Source organism: Gordonia sp. NPDC057258, from assembly GCF_042668985.1.
Lineage (GTDB): Bacteria > Actinomycetota > Actinomycetes > Mycobacteriales > Mycobacteriaceae > Gordonia > Gordonia hongkongensis.
On the sequence record NZ_JBHUXZ010000001.1, the window covers coordinates 16,784 to 33,755 of the forward strand.

17 protein-coding genes are annotated in these 16,972 nt (G+C 66.3%); 10 read left to right on the forward strand and 7 right to left on the reverse strand.

All coding sequences use genetic code 11. The annotated features are described in order from the left end of the window. Window positions 1-3: 3 nt before the first annotated feature. Window positions 4-1,215: an acetyl-CoA C-acetyltransferase gene (locus ACFUEJ_RS00080; RefSeq protein WP_058252264.1), complete on the reverse strand. Its 1,212-nt coding sequence runs from the start codon at window positions 1,213-1,215 to the stop codon at window positions 4-6. Window positions 1,216-1,344: 129 nt separating this feature from the next. Between ACFUEJ_RS00080 and ACFUEJ_RS00085 the strand changes: the two genes are divergently transcribed. The 6 genes from ACFUEJ_RS00085 (at window position 1,345) to ACFUEJ_RS00110 (ending at window position 6,684) form a co-directional block, all read left to right on the forward strand. Further along, window positions 1,345-2,517: a TetR/AcrR family transcriptional regulator gene (locus ACFUEJ_RS00085; RefSeq protein WP_165629432.1), complete on the forward strand. Its 1,173-nt coding sequence runs from the start codon at window positions 1,345-1,347 to the stop codon at window positions 2,515-2,517. A 94-nt stretch (window positions 2,518-2,611) separates the two neighbouring features. Continuing rightward, entirely contained in the window at window positions 2,612-3,229 is a 618-nt protein-coding gene (locus tag ACFUEJ_RS00090; RefSeq protein WP_058252265.1) for a TetR/AcrR family transcriptional regulator, read from the forward strand. A 65-nt stretch (window positions 3,230-3,294) separates the two neighbouring features. Then, on the forward strand, window positions 3,295-4,218 hold the full coding sequence (locus ACFUEJ_RS00095; protein ID WP_388026850.1) for an adenylate/guanylate cyclase domain-containing protein: 924 nt from the start codon (window positions 3,295-3,297) through the stop codon (window positions 4,216-4,218). A 105-nt stretch (window positions 4,219-4,323) separates the two neighbouring features. Further along, entirely contained in the window at window positions 4,324-4,788 is a 465-nt protein-coding gene (locus ACFUEJ_RS00100) for a hypothetical protein (RefSeq protein ID WP_388026853.1), read from the forward strand. Window positions 4,789-4,815: 27 nt separating this feature from the next. Then, entirely contained in the window at window positions 4,816-5,973 is a 1,158-nt protein-coding gene (locus tag ACFUEJ_RS00105; protein WP_388026855.1) for a hypothetical protein, read from the forward strand. A 186-nt stretch (window positions 5,974-6,159) separates the two neighbouring features. Continuing rightward, window positions 6,160-6,684, forward strand: coding sequence for an acetyltransferase (locus ACFUEJ_RS00110; RefSeq protein WP_388026857.1), 525 nt, complete (start codon window positions 6,160-6,162; stop codon window positions 6,682-6,684). An 847-nt stretch (window positions 6,685-7,531) separates the two neighbouring features. Here the strand turns inward: ACFUEJ_RS00110 and ACFUEJ_RS00115 are convergent. The 4 genes from ACFUEJ_RS00115 to ACFUEJ_RS00130 are packed head-to-tail and all read right to left on the reverse strand — an operon-like array spanning window position 7,532 to window position 10,582. Then, a complete protein-coding gene (locus ACFUEJ_RS00115) occupies window positions 7,532-8,620 on the reverse strand; it encodes a sulfate/molybdate ABC transporter ATP-binding protein (RefSeq protein WP_388026860.1) in 1,089 nt (362 codons plus the stop codon). Continuing rightward, window positions 8,617-9,432, reverse strand: a complete 816-nt coding sequence (locus tag ACFUEJ_RS00120; protein ID WP_082652945.1) for an ABC transporter permease — start codon at window positions 9,430-9,432, stop codon at window positions 8,617-8,619. Before ACFUEJ_RS00120 ends, ACFUEJ_RS00115 begins: the two co-directional genes overlap by 4 nt. Then, window positions 9,429-10,184 carry a molybdate ABC transporter substrate-binding protein gene (gene modA, locus ACFUEJ_RS00125; protein ID WP_058252270.1) on the reverse strand — a complete coding sequence of 252 codons (756 nt, stop codon included), beginning with the start codon at window positions 10,182-10,184 and terminating at the stop codon, window positions 9,429-9,431. Before modA ends, ACFUEJ_RS00120 begins: the two co-directional genes overlap by 4 nt. Then, window positions 10,181-10,582 (reverse strand): molybdopterin-binding protein, encoded by a 402-nt coding sequence (locus tag ACFUEJ_RS00130; RefSeq protein WP_058252271.1) that lies wholly within the window; start codon window positions 10,580-10,582, stop codon window positions 10,181-10,183. The genes modA and ACFUEJ_RS00130 overlap by 4 nt, the downstream gene beginning before the upstream one ends. A 279-nt stretch (window positions 10,583-10,861) precedes the next feature. Between ACFUEJ_RS00130 and ACFUEJ_RS00135 the strand changes: the two genes are divergently transcribed. Together ACFUEJ_RS00135 and ACFUEJ_RS00140 are read left to right on the forward strand one after the other, a co-directional pair. Beyond that, on the forward strand, window positions 10,862-11,896 hold the full coding sequence (locus ACFUEJ_RS00135) for an ATP-binding cassette domain-containing protein (RefSeq protein ID WP_065630304.1): 1,035 nt from the start codon (window positions 10,862-10,864) through the stop codon (window positions 11,894-11,896). Beyond that, on the forward strand, window positions 11,896-12,741 hold the full coding sequence (locus ACFUEJ_RS00140; protein ID WP_058252273.1) for an ABC transporter permease: 846 nt from the start codon (window positions 11,896-11,898) through the stop codon (window positions 12,739-12,741). Before ACFUEJ_RS00135 ends, ACFUEJ_RS00140 begins: the two co-directional genes overlap by 1 nt. Before the next feature lie 36 nt (window positions 12,742-12,777). Here the strand turns inward: ACFUEJ_RS00140 and ACFUEJ_RS00145 are convergent, their stop codons facing one another. Further along, the gene (locus ACFUEJ_RS00145) at window positions 12,778-13,941 is read right to left on the reverse strand and encodes an ROK family protein (protein ID WP_338857803.1); all 1,164 of its coding nucleotides are present in this window, start codon (window positions 13,939-13,941) and stop codon (window positions 12,778-12,780) included. 677 nt (window positions 13,942-14,618) lie between these two features. On the opposite strand from ACFUEJ_RS00145, the gene ACFUEJ_RS00150 reads away from it, so the two are divergent. Continuing rightward, complete coding sequence (locus ACFUEJ_RS00150) at window positions 14,619-15,695, forward strand: sigma-70 family RNA polymerase sigma factor (protein ID WP_388026865.1); 1,077 nt, start codon at window positions 14,619-14,621, stop codon at window positions 15,693-15,695. 25 nt (window positions 15,696-15,720) lie between these two features. Here the strand turns inward: ACFUEJ_RS00150 and ACFUEJ_RS00155 are convergent, their stop codons facing one another. Next, window positions 15,721-16,137, reverse strand: coding sequence for a VOC family protein (locus ACFUEJ_RS00155; RefSeq protein WP_078113281.1), 417 nt, complete (start codon window positions 16,135-16,137; stop codon window positions 15,721-15,723). 83 nt (window positions 16,138-16,220) lie between these two features. Here ACFUEJ_RS00155 and ACFUEJ_RS00160 point away from each other — a divergent pair, with 83 nt between their 5' ends. After that, the gene (locus tag ACFUEJ_RS00160; RefSeq protein ID WP_388026869.1) at window positions 16,221-16,931 is read left to right on the forward strand and encodes a histidine phosphatase family protein; all 711 of its coding nucleotides are present in this window, start codon (window positions 16,221-16,223) and stop codon (window positions 16,929-16,931) included. Window positions 16,932-16,972 lie beyond the last annotated feature (41 nt).

A 16,972-nucleotide genomic window follows, 5' to 3' on the forward strand; every position in this document is an offset into this window, starting at 1 on the left:
GGGTCAGAGACGCTCGATGACGGTCGCGACGCCCATGCCGCCACCGATGCAGAGGGTGATCAGGCCGTAGCGGCCGCCGGTGCGCTCGAGCTCGTCGAGGCAGGTGCCGTAGATCATCGCGCCGGTTGCACCGAGCGGGTGACCCATGGCGATCGCGCCACCGTTCACGTTGACCTTCTCGTGCGGGATCTTCAGATCCTTCATCCACTTCATGACGACCGAGGCGAAGGCCTCGTTCAGCTCGAACACGTCGATATCGTCAACCGTCAGGCCGGCCTTCTTCAGAGCCAGCTCGGTGGCCGGAGTCGGGCCGGTGAGCATGATGGTGGGCTCGCTGCCGATCTCGGCGAAGGACACGACGCGGGCGCGCGGGGTCAGGCCGTTGCGCTTGCCCGCCTCCTCGCTGCCGACGAGCACGAGGCCCGAACCGTCGACGATGCCGGAGCTGTTGCCGCCGGTGTGGACGTGGTTGATCTTCTCGACGCTCGGGTACTTCTGCAGTGCCACGTCGTCGAAGCCGGCCATGTCGGCCAGGGCGGCGAAGGCGGCCTTCAGCTTGCCGAGGCTCTCGACGGTGCTGCCGGGACGACGGTGCTCGTCGTGATCGAGGACGGTGACGCCGTTGATGTCCTTGACCGGAACCACGGACTTGGTGAAGTAGCCGCTGTTCCATGCCTTTTCGGCACGAGCCTGCGACTCGGCCGCGTAGGCGTCGACATCCTCGCGCGAGAAGCCCTCGATGGTGGCGATCAGGTCGGCACCGATACCCTGCGGGACGATGTAGTGGTCGTATGCGGTGGCCGGGTCGGTGAACAGCGCACCGCCGTCGCTACCCATCGGGACGCGCGACATCGACTCGACGCCACCGGCCAGAACCAGGTCGTCGAAGCCGGAGGCGACCTTGGCCGAGGCCAGGTTGACGGCCTCCAGACCCGAGGCGCAGAAGCGGTTGATCTGGGTTCCCGGGACGGTCTCGGGGAGACCGCTGTTGAGGGCGGCGGTGCGCGAGATGACCGCGCCCTGCTCGCCGACCGGGGAGACGACACCGAGGATGACGTCGTTGACGTCGGCCGGATCGAGGCCGCCGTGACGCGACAGGACCTCGTTGATGAGACCGGAGACCAGGTCGACCGGCTTCACGCTGTGCAGCGAACCGCCGCGCTGCTTGCCACGAGGCGTACGGATCGCCTCGTAGATGAATGCTTGATCAGGCACGAAAGTGTTCCTTTCACACGAACCACTGGTTGGTTACCCACCGAGGCTAACGCGGAATAACTAGTTTGGCTATACCCGGTGGTCAAGAGGTCTGGCGTTCTGTCGAATGTGCGCTATGGTCTGTTCACCATGCCTGACCGCAAACCCGCCACCCGCACCAGGGGCGCCGACCGCAAACGACAGCTCGTCGACTCCGCGGCCGCGCTCTTCCTCCAGCGTGGGTATGCGCAGGTCTCGCTGGCCGACATCGCGCGCTCGGCGGGGGTCACCGCGCCGTCGGTGTACCGGCATTTCGACGACAAGCAGTCGCTGCTGGCCGCGGCGGTCCTGGCCGGCGTCGACGATCTCGAGTCCTGCACCGACCGGGCGCTCGCCGACGGCGTCGACGCGAACTCGCTGATCTCGACGGTCTGCGACCTGGCCGTCCAGCGTCCCCAAGCGGCATCGCTGTGGCGATGGACCAGCAACTACCTCACCACCGAACAGAACAAACTGGTGGCAGTCCGCACCCGCGAGGTGATCGGCCACTGGGCGTCGGCGCTCGCCGCCCGGCGCACGGATCTGACCGACCGTGAGGCCGTGCAGTTGGCGTGGGCGGTATTGAGCGTCAGCGGCAGCCTCACCGTGCACCACACCCGCATGTCCGGGGCGCGGGCACGAGACGAGATCGAGAAGCTCATCCGCCGGATTCTCGCCCTGAGCCCCACCGCGGCACCGCCGTTCGCGACGTCGCCGACGGTCACCTCTGTGCCCGGTTCGCGGCGTGACGAGATCCTCGACGCCGCCGCCGAGTTGTTCGCCGACCGCGGTTACACCGACGTCGGCGTCGACGAGATCGGCGGCGCCGTCGGCATCGCGGGTCCCAGTGTCTACAAACATTTCCCGTCGAAGCTGGCCATCCTCGTCGCCATCGGACAGCGCAGCGGCGCGCGCCTGGAGGCGGGGGTGATGGCGGCCTACGGCGCCACCTCGGACCCCGCGAAATTGCTTGCCTCGCTCGTCGATTCGTATGTCGACGTGATCACCAGCACCCCGGATCTGTCGGTGAGCTTCAACAACTCCCCCGCGCTCGCCGGACAAGCGAGCGCCACCGATCTCGTCGACGTGCAGCGACGTTATGTGGCGCGCTGGGTGGATCTGCTCATGCAAGTCGATCCGGAGATCAAGCGCGATCAAGGCGCGGTCGCCGTGCACGCGGCGCTCTCGATCGTCAACGACGCCGTGCGCATGCGACGCGGCTCGGAGAGTCCGCAGTTCGCCGCGCGGATGGCGTACCTCATGAAGGGCGTGCTCGCGCTCTGATCCGCGCCGACGCGGAGTGCGCTGATTCGTGCCGCGGCTCAGATGAACCCGACGCTGTCCACGTTGTAACGTCCGGCACGAGAGAGGGGGCACGATGTCGGTAGCTGTGGATGACGGTTCCGGATCCAAGCGCGCGCAGATTTTGACCGTCGCGACAGAACACTTCGGCACAGTCGGTTACGAACACACGAAGTGGGCATCGATCGCCGACGAGGTCGGCATCGGACAGACCGCGCTCTACCACTATTTCGAGTCGAAGGCACACTGTCTTCTGACCATCATGCGCATCCAGCTCGCCGATTCGATCGAGCGATTCCGAGCGGGGACCGCCGGTATTCCTGACCCGGTTGAAGCCTTCGGCTCAGCAGTTGCGTCATCGCTGCGCGGGGAAACCGTCGACGTGCTGCAGCGACGAATAGTCCAGAACCAGATTGTCATCCTGGGCACTCCTCGCCGGTCGGACGGAGAAGAGGCCGAACGCGTCCGGTCGCGCGAACTGGTCGCCGAGATCGAGAGCAACTGGGCACATCTGATCAAGCGTGGAATGGACGCCGGCGATTTCGTCGACGGGGACGCCATGCTCCAGGCGCGTCTCGTACTGGGCGTCCTGGGGAGTGTGTGGCGCTGGTACCGCCCGGGTGGCCCGTTGTCTCTCAACGACGTGATCCGCACGGTATCGGACGCGACGATGCGGATGCTCTCCGCGCGTTAGACCGACCCTGCCGGACCGGCCTGCCCGCTATGCTGAGCCGACGCCGGAGATGGGACTCGGATCGGATGAACGACGCCTCGGAAGCGCGGGACCGCCCCCGCTACACTCGCGACGAACTGGTCGCCGAACTCGGACTGTCCGCTGATTTCGCCGAGAAGGCTTGGAATGCATTCGGTTTCGTGCGTCAACCGTCCTCGGACAAGGTTTTCTCCGATCGCGACCTCGCCGCGCTCCGGATGTTCGCATCCTCTTCGGCGGCGATGCCGGAGACCAGCCAGATCGCGATGGCCCGGGCCATCGGACAGACGATGTCCCGACTCGCGGAGTGGGAGGCCGACCTGCTGCGTGACATCGTCGACGACCCCGCGGTGCCGTGGGACTTCGACCAGATGAGTCTCGCGCTCGGCCAGATCCAGCAACTCATCTGGCGTCGGCACATGGCGCAGGCGATCGAGCGTCACACCGATCACTCCGACGACGAGGAGATCGACCTGATCGTCGGCTTCGCCGACATCGTCGGCTATACAAGCCTTTCCCGGCGCATCGATCTGAATGACCTGGAGTCCCTGCTCGGTTCGTTCGAAGACGACACGTTCGACGCGGTAGTGGATCATGGTGGCCGCGTTATCAAGACCCTCGGCGACGCGGTGATGTTCACCTTCGACGACGCCCCCGCCGCCGCGAGTGCCGCGCTCGAGATCCATCAGCTCTCCACGGACGACAGTCTTCCGCCGTTGCGGGTCGGCATGGCGCGCGGCTCCGTCCTCGCCCGGCTCGGAGACGTCTTCGGCGAGCCGGTGAACATCGCCTCACGCCTCGCCGGATCCGCCCGTCCCGGAACCACACTCATCGACGACGCGATCGCCGATCAGCTCGGCGGTGATGACCGCTTCTACCTCAAATCGATACCGACACTGCGCGTTCGGGGGTACAAACACCTCAAGGCCCGTGTCCTCGAAGCACACCACAACGGTCCGCTGAGCGACTGACCCACTGGCGAACCTCATTTCGACCGATGGACTTCGATCGAAGTCCATCGGTCGAGTTGAGGTTCGCCGGTCAGAGCGACTCATGGCTGTGGATGGTGGCGAGCTGTGTGCGCCCTGCCCGACTATCGTCTCCGTCGAACATTTATGGTGGTTCGCGAAGTCAAAGGGGGAATTTTGTCGGACATGATCGTCGATCCAGCGGCTGTCGGGGCGTCAGCGACGGAGATCTCGAGATGCGCGTCTCGTCTGATGGCGTTGGAACTCACCTCGCATGCCGGCCTGGACGGTACGACGGCTACCTTCAGCCAGTTGGCCGGACAGTTCCGCGGGGCTTCGAGCGATATGTCCGCGGTGGCGGCGGGTGCGGACGAACGGATCGCATCCGCGCTGGCCAATGTGTCCGGCACGGTTTCCTCGTTCTCCGAACTGGTGCTCGGTGCCAAAGACACCACCGTCGAGACCGATCAGGCGAGTGCGAGCACGATCAAGGACGCCACGGCGTATCCCGCACGGCAAGGACAGCAGACCGACCACGTGGTCCCGCTCAGCGTTCTGCTGTCGGTCCAATAGGTCGTGCCGCCCAGCTATGACGACGTCATGTCCTGGAACCCCGAGGTCATGACGTCGATCGCGAATGGGATCACTCGACTGCAGGCACATCTGGAGGTCGAGGCACCAAAGGCCGGAGATCCCGTCGTCAACCTGACCCGCGCACAGTGGACGGGGGTCGCGCGTGGGCCCGCCGACGATCGCGCGGAGGGGATCACACGATGGATTCGCGGTGTTGCCGACGAGTTCGGTGATCTGGCTTCCGTACTCACGAACGGACAGAGCAACATCCGCGACGCGATGAAGGCTCTCGAGACCCGAACCAGCCTTGCCGACTCCGACGGCTACGTCCTCGACCGCGGAAGCCGCGAGTACACCGTCAACTTCGACGCCGGTCGCGCACCCGAGGGTGCCGAGTACGACGCGGGACGAGCCTACGAACACCACGCCGCGCTGATCGGTCTCGGCACCGCGGCCGATAACGCGGTCACCGCGACCCGAGACGCGATCAATTCCGCACTCGGTGAACTCGGCGGCATGACACCCGCTGCGAACGCGGTCAACCGCGGGATCGTCGATGCGAGTCTCGCGGCCAGTGACGCCGCCGCCGTGCGCAATGGCACGGCAACTCTGGAGCAGCGGGGGCGCTTCCTTCGCGCAATGAACCTGACCCCGGAGCAATTGGAAAAGTTGAAAACCGGGCAGCCCACAGACGTCGATCCTTCAAGACTGGAGTACCTCAAGAACGCGTTGGGGCTCCCTGCAGGAAGCTCGCTTGCGGGGCCCGCAGTCACCACCGCACTTGGCGCCCTCGAACAACGCGGCCAGGATATCCGCTACGCCTACGACACCGATCGCCCCGGCGGACGCCATTCAGCGGGACGCGCGGGATTGACCCCGGATGACCTCTCTCGTCTCAACAAGATCGGCACCAATCTCTATCGCGGTTCCTTGGTCGGAGGCGTGGTGGTCACGGCGTTCGACGAATGGAGCAAATACGAACGCGGTGAACAGGATGGCGGAGACGCGGTCGCCTCGGGCGTTGGTGCGGTGGGCGGCGGCGTGCTCGGCGGCATGGCCGCGGGGGCAGCTATAGGATCGTTCGCTGGTCCGATTGGCACAGCAGTTGGAGCAGGGATCGGCGCTGCGATCGGCAGTAATCTCGGTTCCAAAACCGGCAAGTGGGTGAAAGGGATTTTCGACTGATGATGGCCAGCAGAAAGGCGGTCAGGGTCGGGCGACCTCGTCATCGATCCAGGCGGCTTCCAACCAACTACTACACCGCGTATGTCACTTCCCGCCTCCAGAACGTGCTGGTATGCCTGCCGGCATCCCTCGCATTTGTTCTCGGTCTGCTCACCGGAGGAGCTCTGTCGTGACAAGAGCAAGCACGTGATCGCTGCAATCGAGTACGCGATCGTGAATCTCGGCAGCACGGCGACGCTCCGCGCTTCGACGCCGACGCTGGACTTCTTGCCGGCACCGGCCTGGTATGACATGGACACCGAGACCGCTCACGAAGCTAGCGCAAGTCGAGTCCTCCTACGTTCGGAGAGTCCGGTTCCAGAGTTCGTCTCGAACGTAGTGGTCCAATATCTCGACCTGGGCCCCATTGACGTACTTCGATTGGACACACTCGATACCACGCTGGACATCGCAGCACTGCTGAACGCTACAGTGCTGAACCACAGTGCGCACCGAGACGGCTATCTCTGTGTAGACGACGGAAACTACACAGCCGAGGGTCGCGAGTTGCGTCTTCGCCGATCGCAGTTGGCCTATCGCGGATCGGAGGGGAACTCGATGCTGTCCCTGTTCACGGGTACCGTCCCGATCGCCGATTGGGACCGGGTAAGTGGCGAGATCACCGAGATGGAGGACCGTTGGCTGACGACGACAACAAGTGGCGGGAACTGAGGACCTACTTCAGTGGGAGGTTCTCTATGTTCGTCACCTACCCGATCCTGTGTTTCATACTTGGATTGGTCCTGGCCTACTTCACCAGCACGTCCTGACCACGGCGCCGAGAGCTACCGGTGAACCTCATGTCGACTCGTGGACTTCGATCGAATTCCAGCGGCCGAGCCCGTTGTCGCAGTTCATATTCGGCGCAACGATGACGTGGCGCGCATCGTCAAGTCGCAAGGATCAGTATGGGATCGAACCACTACGTCAGAAGCCGAGGTCCCTCGAACAAGTCGACAGATCGGCACCCGCACATGCAGGGAAGACCACGGCCCCGTCACCTCGCAAAGTCGCTTCCGCGTGGGCTCGACTACTGGTTCGGCGGCGTCAGGACCTACACCCGCAACTTCTTGGCGGTCCTGCCATCTGCTTCGATGTTCGGTGTCGGACTGTTCGCTGGCATCAGCATATTCACGTGACAGGCGGCCGAATAGGCGGTCGTCAACCGCGGCGGAACCGTCCGCGCGGCATGACGATCGGTAGCGGCCTCGGATCAAGCGAAAGCTAACTGATGAAAGGACCATCCGCCCGATGAGTCGTCGCTACGAGCGACGGCATAGGCACGCAGAAGGTCGAGAGCCGGCAGAGGCGTTCTCAGCACGCCTTTCACAGTCCGCGTCGGACGCGACCAGCTACCTCATCAACGCTGCGATCTGCCTTCCGTCGGGGATCGTAATCTTTGCCCGTATGTTCTGTGGCCACGCGATAGCCGGTTGAGGGGCCGAGCCCCAACCCGCCAGACCTCAACTCGACCGACAGACCTCGATCGAAGTCTGCCGGTCGAATTGAGGTCTGGCGGTCACAGCGAACCCGGGCCCACGGCGCTGATCCGCACCTCACTCGCCTTGACCACCAGGTAGACGGCGAGGCCCGCGACGAGTCCCAGGTCGGCGACCGCCGGCCAGGTGACCTCCGCTGCGACGATCTGCGCGCCCACCTCCGCCGTCACCACGGCGTGGTCACCCCGAGGCGCAACATCGCGCACCGTTGCCGCCAGTGTCGTACGCGGACTACCGTGCGGCGCTTCAAGATAGACCGCGACCGCGCGCGGCGAGAAGGTGGCCGCCGCGCCCGCACCGTCCGGCGGCCCGTCGTCCCCCACGCCGCCGACCACGCGATTGCCGAACGGGTCGACGACGACGTCACCTCCCTCCAGGCGCCCCACGAACAAGTTGAGCCCGGACAACGACGCCGCGAATCGACTGGTGGGTCGAGTCAGAACATCACGTGCGGCACCGGATTCGACGACGCGACCGTCCTCGAGGACCAGGATGTCGTCGGCCAACCCGAGGGCGTCCACCGGGTCGTGGGTGACCATGATCGTCGTGCGGTCCCGATCGGCGAGAAGTGTGCGCAACAGCGCTCGCAATCGGCTCGCGACGTCGACGTCCAGGGCCCGAAACGGTTCATCCAGCAGCAGGATTCGCGGCTGCGCCGCCAGCGCTCGGGCGATGGCAACCCGCTGCGACTGGCCGCCGGAGAGCTGGTGCGGTTTACGGTCGGCGAGGTCGGTGACCTCCGTTGCCGTCAGCCAGCGTTCCACTCGTGCCCTGATCTCGGACCTCCCGAGTCGCTGCGCCGAGGGCGCGAACGCCACGTTGTCGGCGACCGTCAGATGCGGGAACAGGCGCGCGTCCTGCGACAGTAATGCGATTCCGCGCCGGCTGGGCGGCACGAAGGTCGTCGAGTCACAGAACACCCTGTCGCCGAGCACTATCCGGGACCGATCGTCGCCGCGCACCAGTCCGGCGATCGCGCGCAGCATCGTCGACTTGCCGGCGCCGTTGGGCCCGACGACCGCGGTGGTCGCGCCCGCGGCGAACCGGTGCTCGACCCGCAACGCGGGCACCTCGAGGTCGATGATCACCTCCAGATCCGCGCCGGTCACAAACCACCCCCGACGCGCGAACGGCGGCTGTGCACTCCGACGACCACGATCAGGGATACGACAACCAGGATGAGCGACAACGGGATCGCGGCCTGTGGGTCGTCGATGGCCGACACATAGATCGCAAGTGGCGCGGTCTGGGTCACCCCGGGCGCGTTGCCGGCGAACGTGATCGTCGCACCGAACTCGCCCAGCGCCCGCGCGAACGCGAGCACGAGACCCGCGAACAGAGACGGCAGGACCAACGGGAGCGTGACCCGCCAGAGCGTCCGAGTCGGCCCCGCACCCAGGGTCGCGGCGACCTCCTCGTATCGCGTCCCGACGACGCGCACCGCGCCCTCGACGCTGATCACGAGGAAGGGCAGTGCGACGAAACTCTGCGCCAGTACCACCGCCGTTGTCGTGAAAGCGATGTCGATGCCGGCCGCATGCAGATGTTCACCGACGACCCCGAGCCGGCCGAAGGTGTACAGCAGGGCAAGACCACCGACCACGGGCGGTAAGACCAAGGGCAACAACACGAGTGCGCGGAGCACCCGGATCACCGGACCGTCGTATCGCGCGAACACCAGTGCCATCGGCACCCCGACCATCAGGCAGATGGCGGTGCTGCACGCGGCGGTGATCAGTGACAACCGCAGCGCGTCGAGCGACGAGGGCGACGAGATCTGGTCGACGAAGGTGCCCCACGGCGAACGGAAGAGCAGCGCCAGCGGAGGTAGCACGATCAACACGACGCCGATCAGTGCCAAGCCGTACGTCCAACCGGGCAACCCCGCCGGGTCCCGTCGGGAACGAAGGACCGTGCTCAAGGCGCCCCGAACCCGGCGTCGCGCAGGAAGCGCTGACCGTCCGCGCCCAGGACGAGGTCGACGAACTGCGTGGCGAGTTCGCCATCCCCGGCGCCGGCGAGCGCCGCGATCGGATAGGAGTTGACCACGGCGGCGAATGCCGGATCGGTCACGGTGGCCACCCTGTCGCCGGCTCCGCGCGCGTCGGTCACATACACCACGCCCGCATCCGCTTGGCCGGTCGTCACCTTGGTCAGCACCGCGCTCACCGACTGTTCCTCCGAGGCGGCGTCGATGGTGACACCGGTGTTGCGCTCGACGGTCTCGGTCGCGGCGCCGCACGGTTGAGCCGACTGGCAGATGACCGTCGTGACGTCAGGCTTGTTCAGATCGGAGAATGACCGGATCCCGCGGGGATTGCCCGGCGCCGTGACGATCACGAGTGTGTTGGTGGCGAAGACCGCCGGGTCGACGGCGAGATCACCCAGCTTGCGCATGTTCTTCTCGTCGGCGCTCGCGAACACATCGGCCGGCGCCCCCTGCTGGATCTGGTTGGCCAGCGTCGACGATCCGTCGAACGAGAGTCGTACCGTGACGCCGTCGTGCTGTGCCTCGAACTCATCGGCGATCGCCGTGAACGTCGTCTTCAGCGACGCCGCCGCCGAGATGTCGAGGGTCGAGGCCGCAGACCCGCCGGCATCTGAGCCACCGGACGAGGACCCTGCCACGATCAGCAGTCCGGCCGCGGCGACCGCGACGATGGACCTCCTCATCTGGCCTCCCTGTTGGTCTCGACGATCACCGTCGTCGCCTTGACGACGGCCGTGGCCACGACGCCGGGCCGTAGATCGAGTTCGTGAACTGCGTCCGCACTCATCAACGACGTCACCTCGAACGGACCGCATTGCAGGGTCACCTGAGCCATCACCGCGTCCGTGCGGACATCGGTGACGAGACCGGTGAACCGATTACGCGCCGAGCGTCCGACCGATGCCCAGTCGTCCGGTGCCACCGCGCGCTCGCGGGCCAGCGCGGCGAGCCGTGCGCCATCAACGGTGGCGACCGGTCCGCCATCGGACTGTTCCAAGACGCCGGTGGCCACCCACCGTCGAACCGTGTCGTCACTGACGCCGAGCAGAGTGGCTGCGTCTTTGATCCGAATAGCGGTCACGACGACATCTTATCCGCATATGCGGAGATATCGGTCTCCGGCATCCGCAGGCACGGATCTCAAAAAGGTTGACTTCAACTCAACTTGAAGTCTTACGCTCGGTTTCGGTCCGACCGTCGGATTCGCAGCCCCGCAACCGATGAATTCGGTGCGGGCAGACGGTCTGACTTCGAGTACGAGATCGCCACCCCGAACATGCCCTGAATTGTTCCCTGACGTCACCCGCGCGCCACGTAATTCGGTCGCGGCTGTCACACCCCCTCTATACCGTGGAGAAACATGAGCTCAGTCACAGTTCCCACCACCGCACCGGGAGAAGTCGCGACGGCCGATGTCGCCATCGAGGCCATCGACCTGGTGAAACGCTTCGGCGATTTCACGGCGGTCGACGGCGTCAGTTTCACCGTGCCGCGGGGTTCCGTGCTCGGCCTGCTGGGCCCCAACGGCGCCGGCAAGACCACCACCGTCCGAATGATGACCACCCTGTCGCCGCCCACGAGCGGGACAGCCCGCATCGCTGGCTACGACGTGCGGGAACAGCCCGGGATGGTCCGCCAGAACATGGGCCTCACCGGCCAGGCGGCCACGGTCGACGAGATCCTGACCGGCCGCGAGAACCTCCGCATGATCGGCGGTCTGTACGGCATCGGACGCAAGACCCTCGCACGTCGATCGGAGGAACTCCTCGAGCAGTTCTCCCTCTCAGAGGCCGGTGACAAACAGGTCAAGTCCTACTCCGGCGGAATGCGCCGCCGACTCGACCTCGCGGTCAGCCTGCTGGCCACGCCACCGGTGCTCTTCCTCGACGAGCCGACCACCGGCCTCGACCCGCGCAGCCGTTCCGAACTCTGGGACGTCCTGCGCGATCTGGTCGCCGACGGAACCACGTTGCTGCTCACCACGCAGTATCTGGAGGAGGCCGACCAACTCGCCGACGACATCGTCGTCATCGACAAGGGCACCATCATCGCGCACGGCACGTCACTGCAGCTCAAGGAGCAGGCCGGTTCGGCCAGTCTGGTGCTGACCGTCTCGCACGCCGACGACCTGACGGCCGCCGAGTCGCTGTTGCGCAAGAACGGGGCGGAGGTGTTCGTCGACGTGGCGGCCCGCCGGCTCACGACAGCCGCAGCCGGCCTGGGCGACCTGCCCCGCGTCGCCGCCTGGTTCGACGAGAGTGGCATCTCCGTCGACGACTTCGGACTCTCCCGGCCGAGCCTCGACGACGTCTTCCTCTCCCTCACCGGCCACCGCGCCGAGGAGTCGAGCAACACCGACGACACCGACAACACCACCGACGAGGAGCGTTCCTGATGACCACCACGGCACAGACCCACGCTGTGGTCGCGGACAAGCCGCGGATCCACCCCACCACGATCTGGCAACAGGCCTGGATCATGGTGAAGCGCAACATGATCCACACCAAACGAATGCCGGAGATGCTCTCCGACGTGACCATTCAGCCGATCATGTTCGTGCTGCTGTTCGCGTACGTGTTCGGCGCGTCGATCCAGACCGACTCGGCGTCGTACAAGGAGTTCCTGCTCCCGGGCATCATGGGTCAGACGATCGTGTTCACCGCGTTCATCGTGTCCACGGGTATCACCGCCGACCTCGAGAAGGGCATCATCGACCGGTTCCGGTCACTGCCCATCCAACGGTCGTCGGTGTTGATCGGACGCAGTATCGCCAGCCTGCTCCACAGTTCGATCGGCATCGTCGTCATGGCCGTGACCGGCCTGGCCATCGGCTGGCGGATCCGGGGCTCGTTCGGTGAGGCGGTCCTCGCATTCGCGCTGCTCCTGCTCTTCGGCTTCGCGATGATCTGGTTCGGCATCCTCATCGGTTCGTGGCTCCGGACGGTCGAGGCCGTCAACGGCTTCATGTTCTCGGTCCTGTTCCCGATCACGTTCCTGTCGAACGCGTTCGTCCCGACCGAGCCGATGCCCACCTGGCTTCGGACGATCGCCGAATGGAACCCGATGTCGTCACTGGTCCAGGCATTGCGTGTGCTGTGGGGTAACGGCCCGGCATTCGGTCCGGATGCGGCTCTCCCGCTGCAATATCCGGTCCTCGCCACCCTGATCTGGACGGTCGCGCTGACGCTGATCTTCGCGCCGTTCGCGCTGCGCGCCTACAACAAGCGAACCTCGGATTAGACCACCACCCGACCGAGGTTCGTCGACGCGACCCGCTCAGGCAGTCAACGTGATTGCTTGCAGCGGGTCGCTGTATATCGCGTCGAGAGACACCGCGCCGGCGGCCTGCTGCTGCACGGTCGCTCCCGAATGTGACACGCGCACATCCCGTTTGCTCACGATCGAGGTCTCGCGCACGGCCTTCGCGACCGTCGGCAGGCCGGCCGCGTAATCGGTGAACGCCTGTCCGCCGAGGATGATGTGATCGGGATTGAAGATGTCGGCGATCAGCCCGACCGTACGTCCGAGCACCTCCGCCCGCTCTTCGAGCAGACGACGTGCCGTGAGGTCACCGCTGCGGGCCAGGGCGTGGACATCTTCCACATCGGTCGCCGAGAGGCCGAGTGCGCGTGCAGCTTCCACGACACCGGTGTCGCTCACCGCGGGCTCCAGGCGCCCCGTCCGGTTCGGGTCGAGCAACGTGGTCGATCCGGTCGGGAAGTGACCGATCACCGGCGGTCCCGCGGTCGGCGTGTGCACGGTCCCGCCGACGCTGAACGCGATGCCGAGCATCTCGCGCGCGTAGAAGTACAGGAAGCTCGACTGCTGGTCGTCGGGGTTGAGCACGAGCTCGGCGGCCGCCATGGCCTCGACGTGGGACGCAACCGACACCGGCAGTCCGACGGCCTCGGCGATCGTCCGGCCGACCGGCGCGCCCTCCCAGCCGAGTCGGGGGTGGTCGACGATGCCGCCCTCGGCCACGCGCCCACCGAGCGCGACACCGACCCACAGCACCCGCCGGCCCGTCCAGCGCTCGGCGAAACGCCGTGCGCTGACACCGATGGCGGTGAGTGCTTCTTCCGGTGAAACGGCATGCGGGGTAGGGATCTGGATGGCCCCGACGACACGATGCAGCAGGTCATGGGTGGTGATCGCGGTGACCTTGTATCCGATGTGGATACCGAGGGTGAGGAACTCGGAGATGTTGACCTCGAAGGGCAACCGCGGCCGCCCGATGGCGCCCGAGGGCGCGAGGTCGGCCCGTTCGCGGATCAATCCCGCCTTCAACAGCGCACTGACCTGGCGATTGACCGTGGAGATGCTGAGCCCGGTGCGCTCGGCCGCATCGTCGCGGAACAGCGGGCCGGACAACCGGGCGGCCCGGAGGACGAGCGCCGCGGGTTTGGTCGACAACTCCAGGCGCGGCGTTGCGACGTGCACCCGCTGGTCCCCCTTCACTGGTCCGCGTCGGTCGGCGACCGGACCCGGGGTCCGAGTCGGCGGTACGGAAGTCAACGGTACGGGCTGGCGCGTGCCCTGAGGAGCACGACGCACCGCGCGGGTGACCGGCTGACGCCGGACAGGAGAGGCGGGGGCGTTGCGCAGGGTACGGGTGGAGAGTTCGGGCAGTGTGGCGGTCATGATCGTCCTCGTCGAAAGACCCCGCGGATCGCGGGGCGGAAGCCGGAAGCTGGTGCTCTGAGAAGAGACTCGAGAAGCGACGCCCCGGGGAGGAGATTGACTCGGCGGGGTCGGTCAGCGCATTCGACGACAACAACAGAGAACGCGTGCAAGCGGCAGACGACAGCCCAGCGCGGTGGTCACGTAGGTGACCTCCGTGAGCCTGTGGTCGGCACTTGTCATGCGGATCAAGCTAGCAACGCGGCCCCGTACCGGCAAGCCCGTCCCACCCCTGGTCACGGGCACCGACGACCGGTCGCAGACGCGTCCACCGGCGAGAATAGGCCCGTGGCGCGACGCGGACAGGGGTTGCACTCACCCTGATCCGAACTCGTCCGGCGTCCGGTCGCTCGACCTGCGAACCGATGGAGAAGCGGACCGTGGTCGGCTTGGCCACTCGGGTCGAGCCTGTCGGTGCACCCCGGTAGATTGTGAGCATGACCACAACCAGCCCCGCGGCTGAGTCCAGCGCCGCGACCGACGCCGAGTTCCTCGAGGTCAGCGAGCCGTTCCGCCGCGAGATCATCGCGCACTGCTACCGGATGACGGGGTCCCACCACGACGCCGAGGATCTCGCCCAGGAGACCTTCTTCCGCGCATGGAAGGGCTACGGGAAGTTCGACCATCGGGCGTCCGTGCGCACGTGGTTGCACAAGATCGCGACCAACACGTGCCTGACCGCTCTGCAGAGCTTGCAACGCCGACCCCTTCCCTCCGGCCTCGGGGGCGACGCCTTCGACCCGACCGACGACCTGCTGCAGAACCACGAGGTGCCCTGGCTCGAGCCGTATGCCGGCACGGCCGACGACATCGCGCCCGGTGACGACGCGGACCCCGCGTACGTCGTCGGCGCCCGCGAGTCGGTACGGCTGGCGTTCATCGCGGCACTGCAGCATCTACCCGAACGGCAGCGCGCAGTCCTCATCCTCCGCGACGTGCTGCAGTGGCGCGCCGCCGAGGTCGCCGACACCATCGGTGTCACCACCGCCACCGTGAACAGTTTGCTGCAGCGGGCCCGCGAGCAGGTCAAGACCGCACGCCCGCAGCAGGATTCCGTCGGAGTCGACGCCGCGACGACACTCGACGACGCCGCCAAACGCGAGCTGCTGGCCCGCTACATGTCGGCCTTCGAACGCTACGACGTCGACGCGATGGTGGAACTCTTCACCGACAAGGCGATCTGGGAGATGCCGCCCTTCACCGGCTGGTACCAAGGCGCAGAGAACATCGGAACCCTCATCCGTCGCAACTGTCCGGCCGAGAAGGCGGGAGATCAGATCATGCTGCCCACGACAGCCAACGGGCAGCCGGCCTACGGGCTGTACATGCGCGAACCGGACGGCGTCCACCGACCGTTCCAGCTCCAGGTGCTCGAGATCGACCCGCAGACAGCCAAGGTCAGCCATGTCGTCGCCTTCTTCAGCGACGACATGGAGAGCGATTTCGCACGCTTCGGTCTGCCGGCGACCCCGTACGACGCACCGGCACGCACGTCGCCGAGCCCCTGGCACTGAGACCGTCCGGTTCGCGCGGCGCCGATCAGTCGTCGGCGGTCTGCGGGATCTGCGAGGGGTCCATCCACACGATCTCCCAGGCATGACCGTCCGGGTCACAGAAACTGCGGCAGTACATGAAGCCCAGGTCCTCGGCTGCGCGGAGTTCCCGGCCGCCGCAACCGAGTGCCGCTTCGGCGAGCCGGTCGGCGTGTGCGCGGCTGTCCGCGGAGATGGCCAGCAACGACTCGCGGCCCTGCAGTGGGTCGGCGACTGCGGTGGCCGCGTAGCCGGCGAATCGTCGTCGCTGCATGAGCACGACCATCGCCGAGTCGTTGATCATCATGCACGCGCTCCCGGCATCGCAGAAGATCTCGTCGAAGTGGAAGCCGAGCGATCCGAAGAACCGACGAGACCGCGCGACGTCTACGACGGGCAGGTTGACGAACAGCATCGGCGTCACGGGCGCACTCCAGACATCTCGGGGTCGCTGATACTGACCGGCCCGACGCCTCGAACTCATCGAAGCCGACATAGGGTGCAGGAATGGGTGTGATCTATCTGGTTCGTCATGGTCAGGCGAACGCATTGGCGTATGGCATCGCCGACGCCACCGACGATCTGAGCAACGGACCCGGCGGTCTCACCACGGCCGGGGCCACGCAGGCCGCGCTGTCCGGTGGATTCCTCGCCGGGCAGATCGGCACCTTCACCGCAGCCGCCAGTGGCGACCTCCCGCGCCAGCAACAGACGCTGAGCGGCGTGCTGGGGGCTTTCGACACCGGTCGACCTCAGCCGCACATCGACCCGGGGTGGAACGAGTACTCACTGCCAGCACTGGTCGGCGAGGCCACGCCGGAGATGTATCGCGACGGCCGCAGCTACCAGGAACAGCTCGACAAGGGGCTCGCGGCCTGGATAGCGGCCGGCGAGCACGACGCAGCTCCCGGCCTCGACGGCGGCCCCGCCGAGAGCTACCCCCAGTTCAAGGCGCGCGTCTCCGACGCGGCCGCCCGCGCCACCGAGCTCGCCGGGTCGGGTCAGACGGTGCTCGTGGTGTCCTCGGCCGGCACCATCACCCAGTGGATCGCCCAGTTGTGGGGCATCCCCGACGAGACCTGGCCGGCGATGGCCCGCACGATGGTCAACGCGTCGATCAGCAAACTGATCGTCGGCCGCAGCGGCGTCTCGGTGGTGTCGTTCAACGAGCACGGTCACCTCTCCGACCGCGACGGCGGGATCGCGACCTTCCGGTGACCCTTCGAGGCTCGCTCCGCTCACACCTCAGGGAGCAGTGC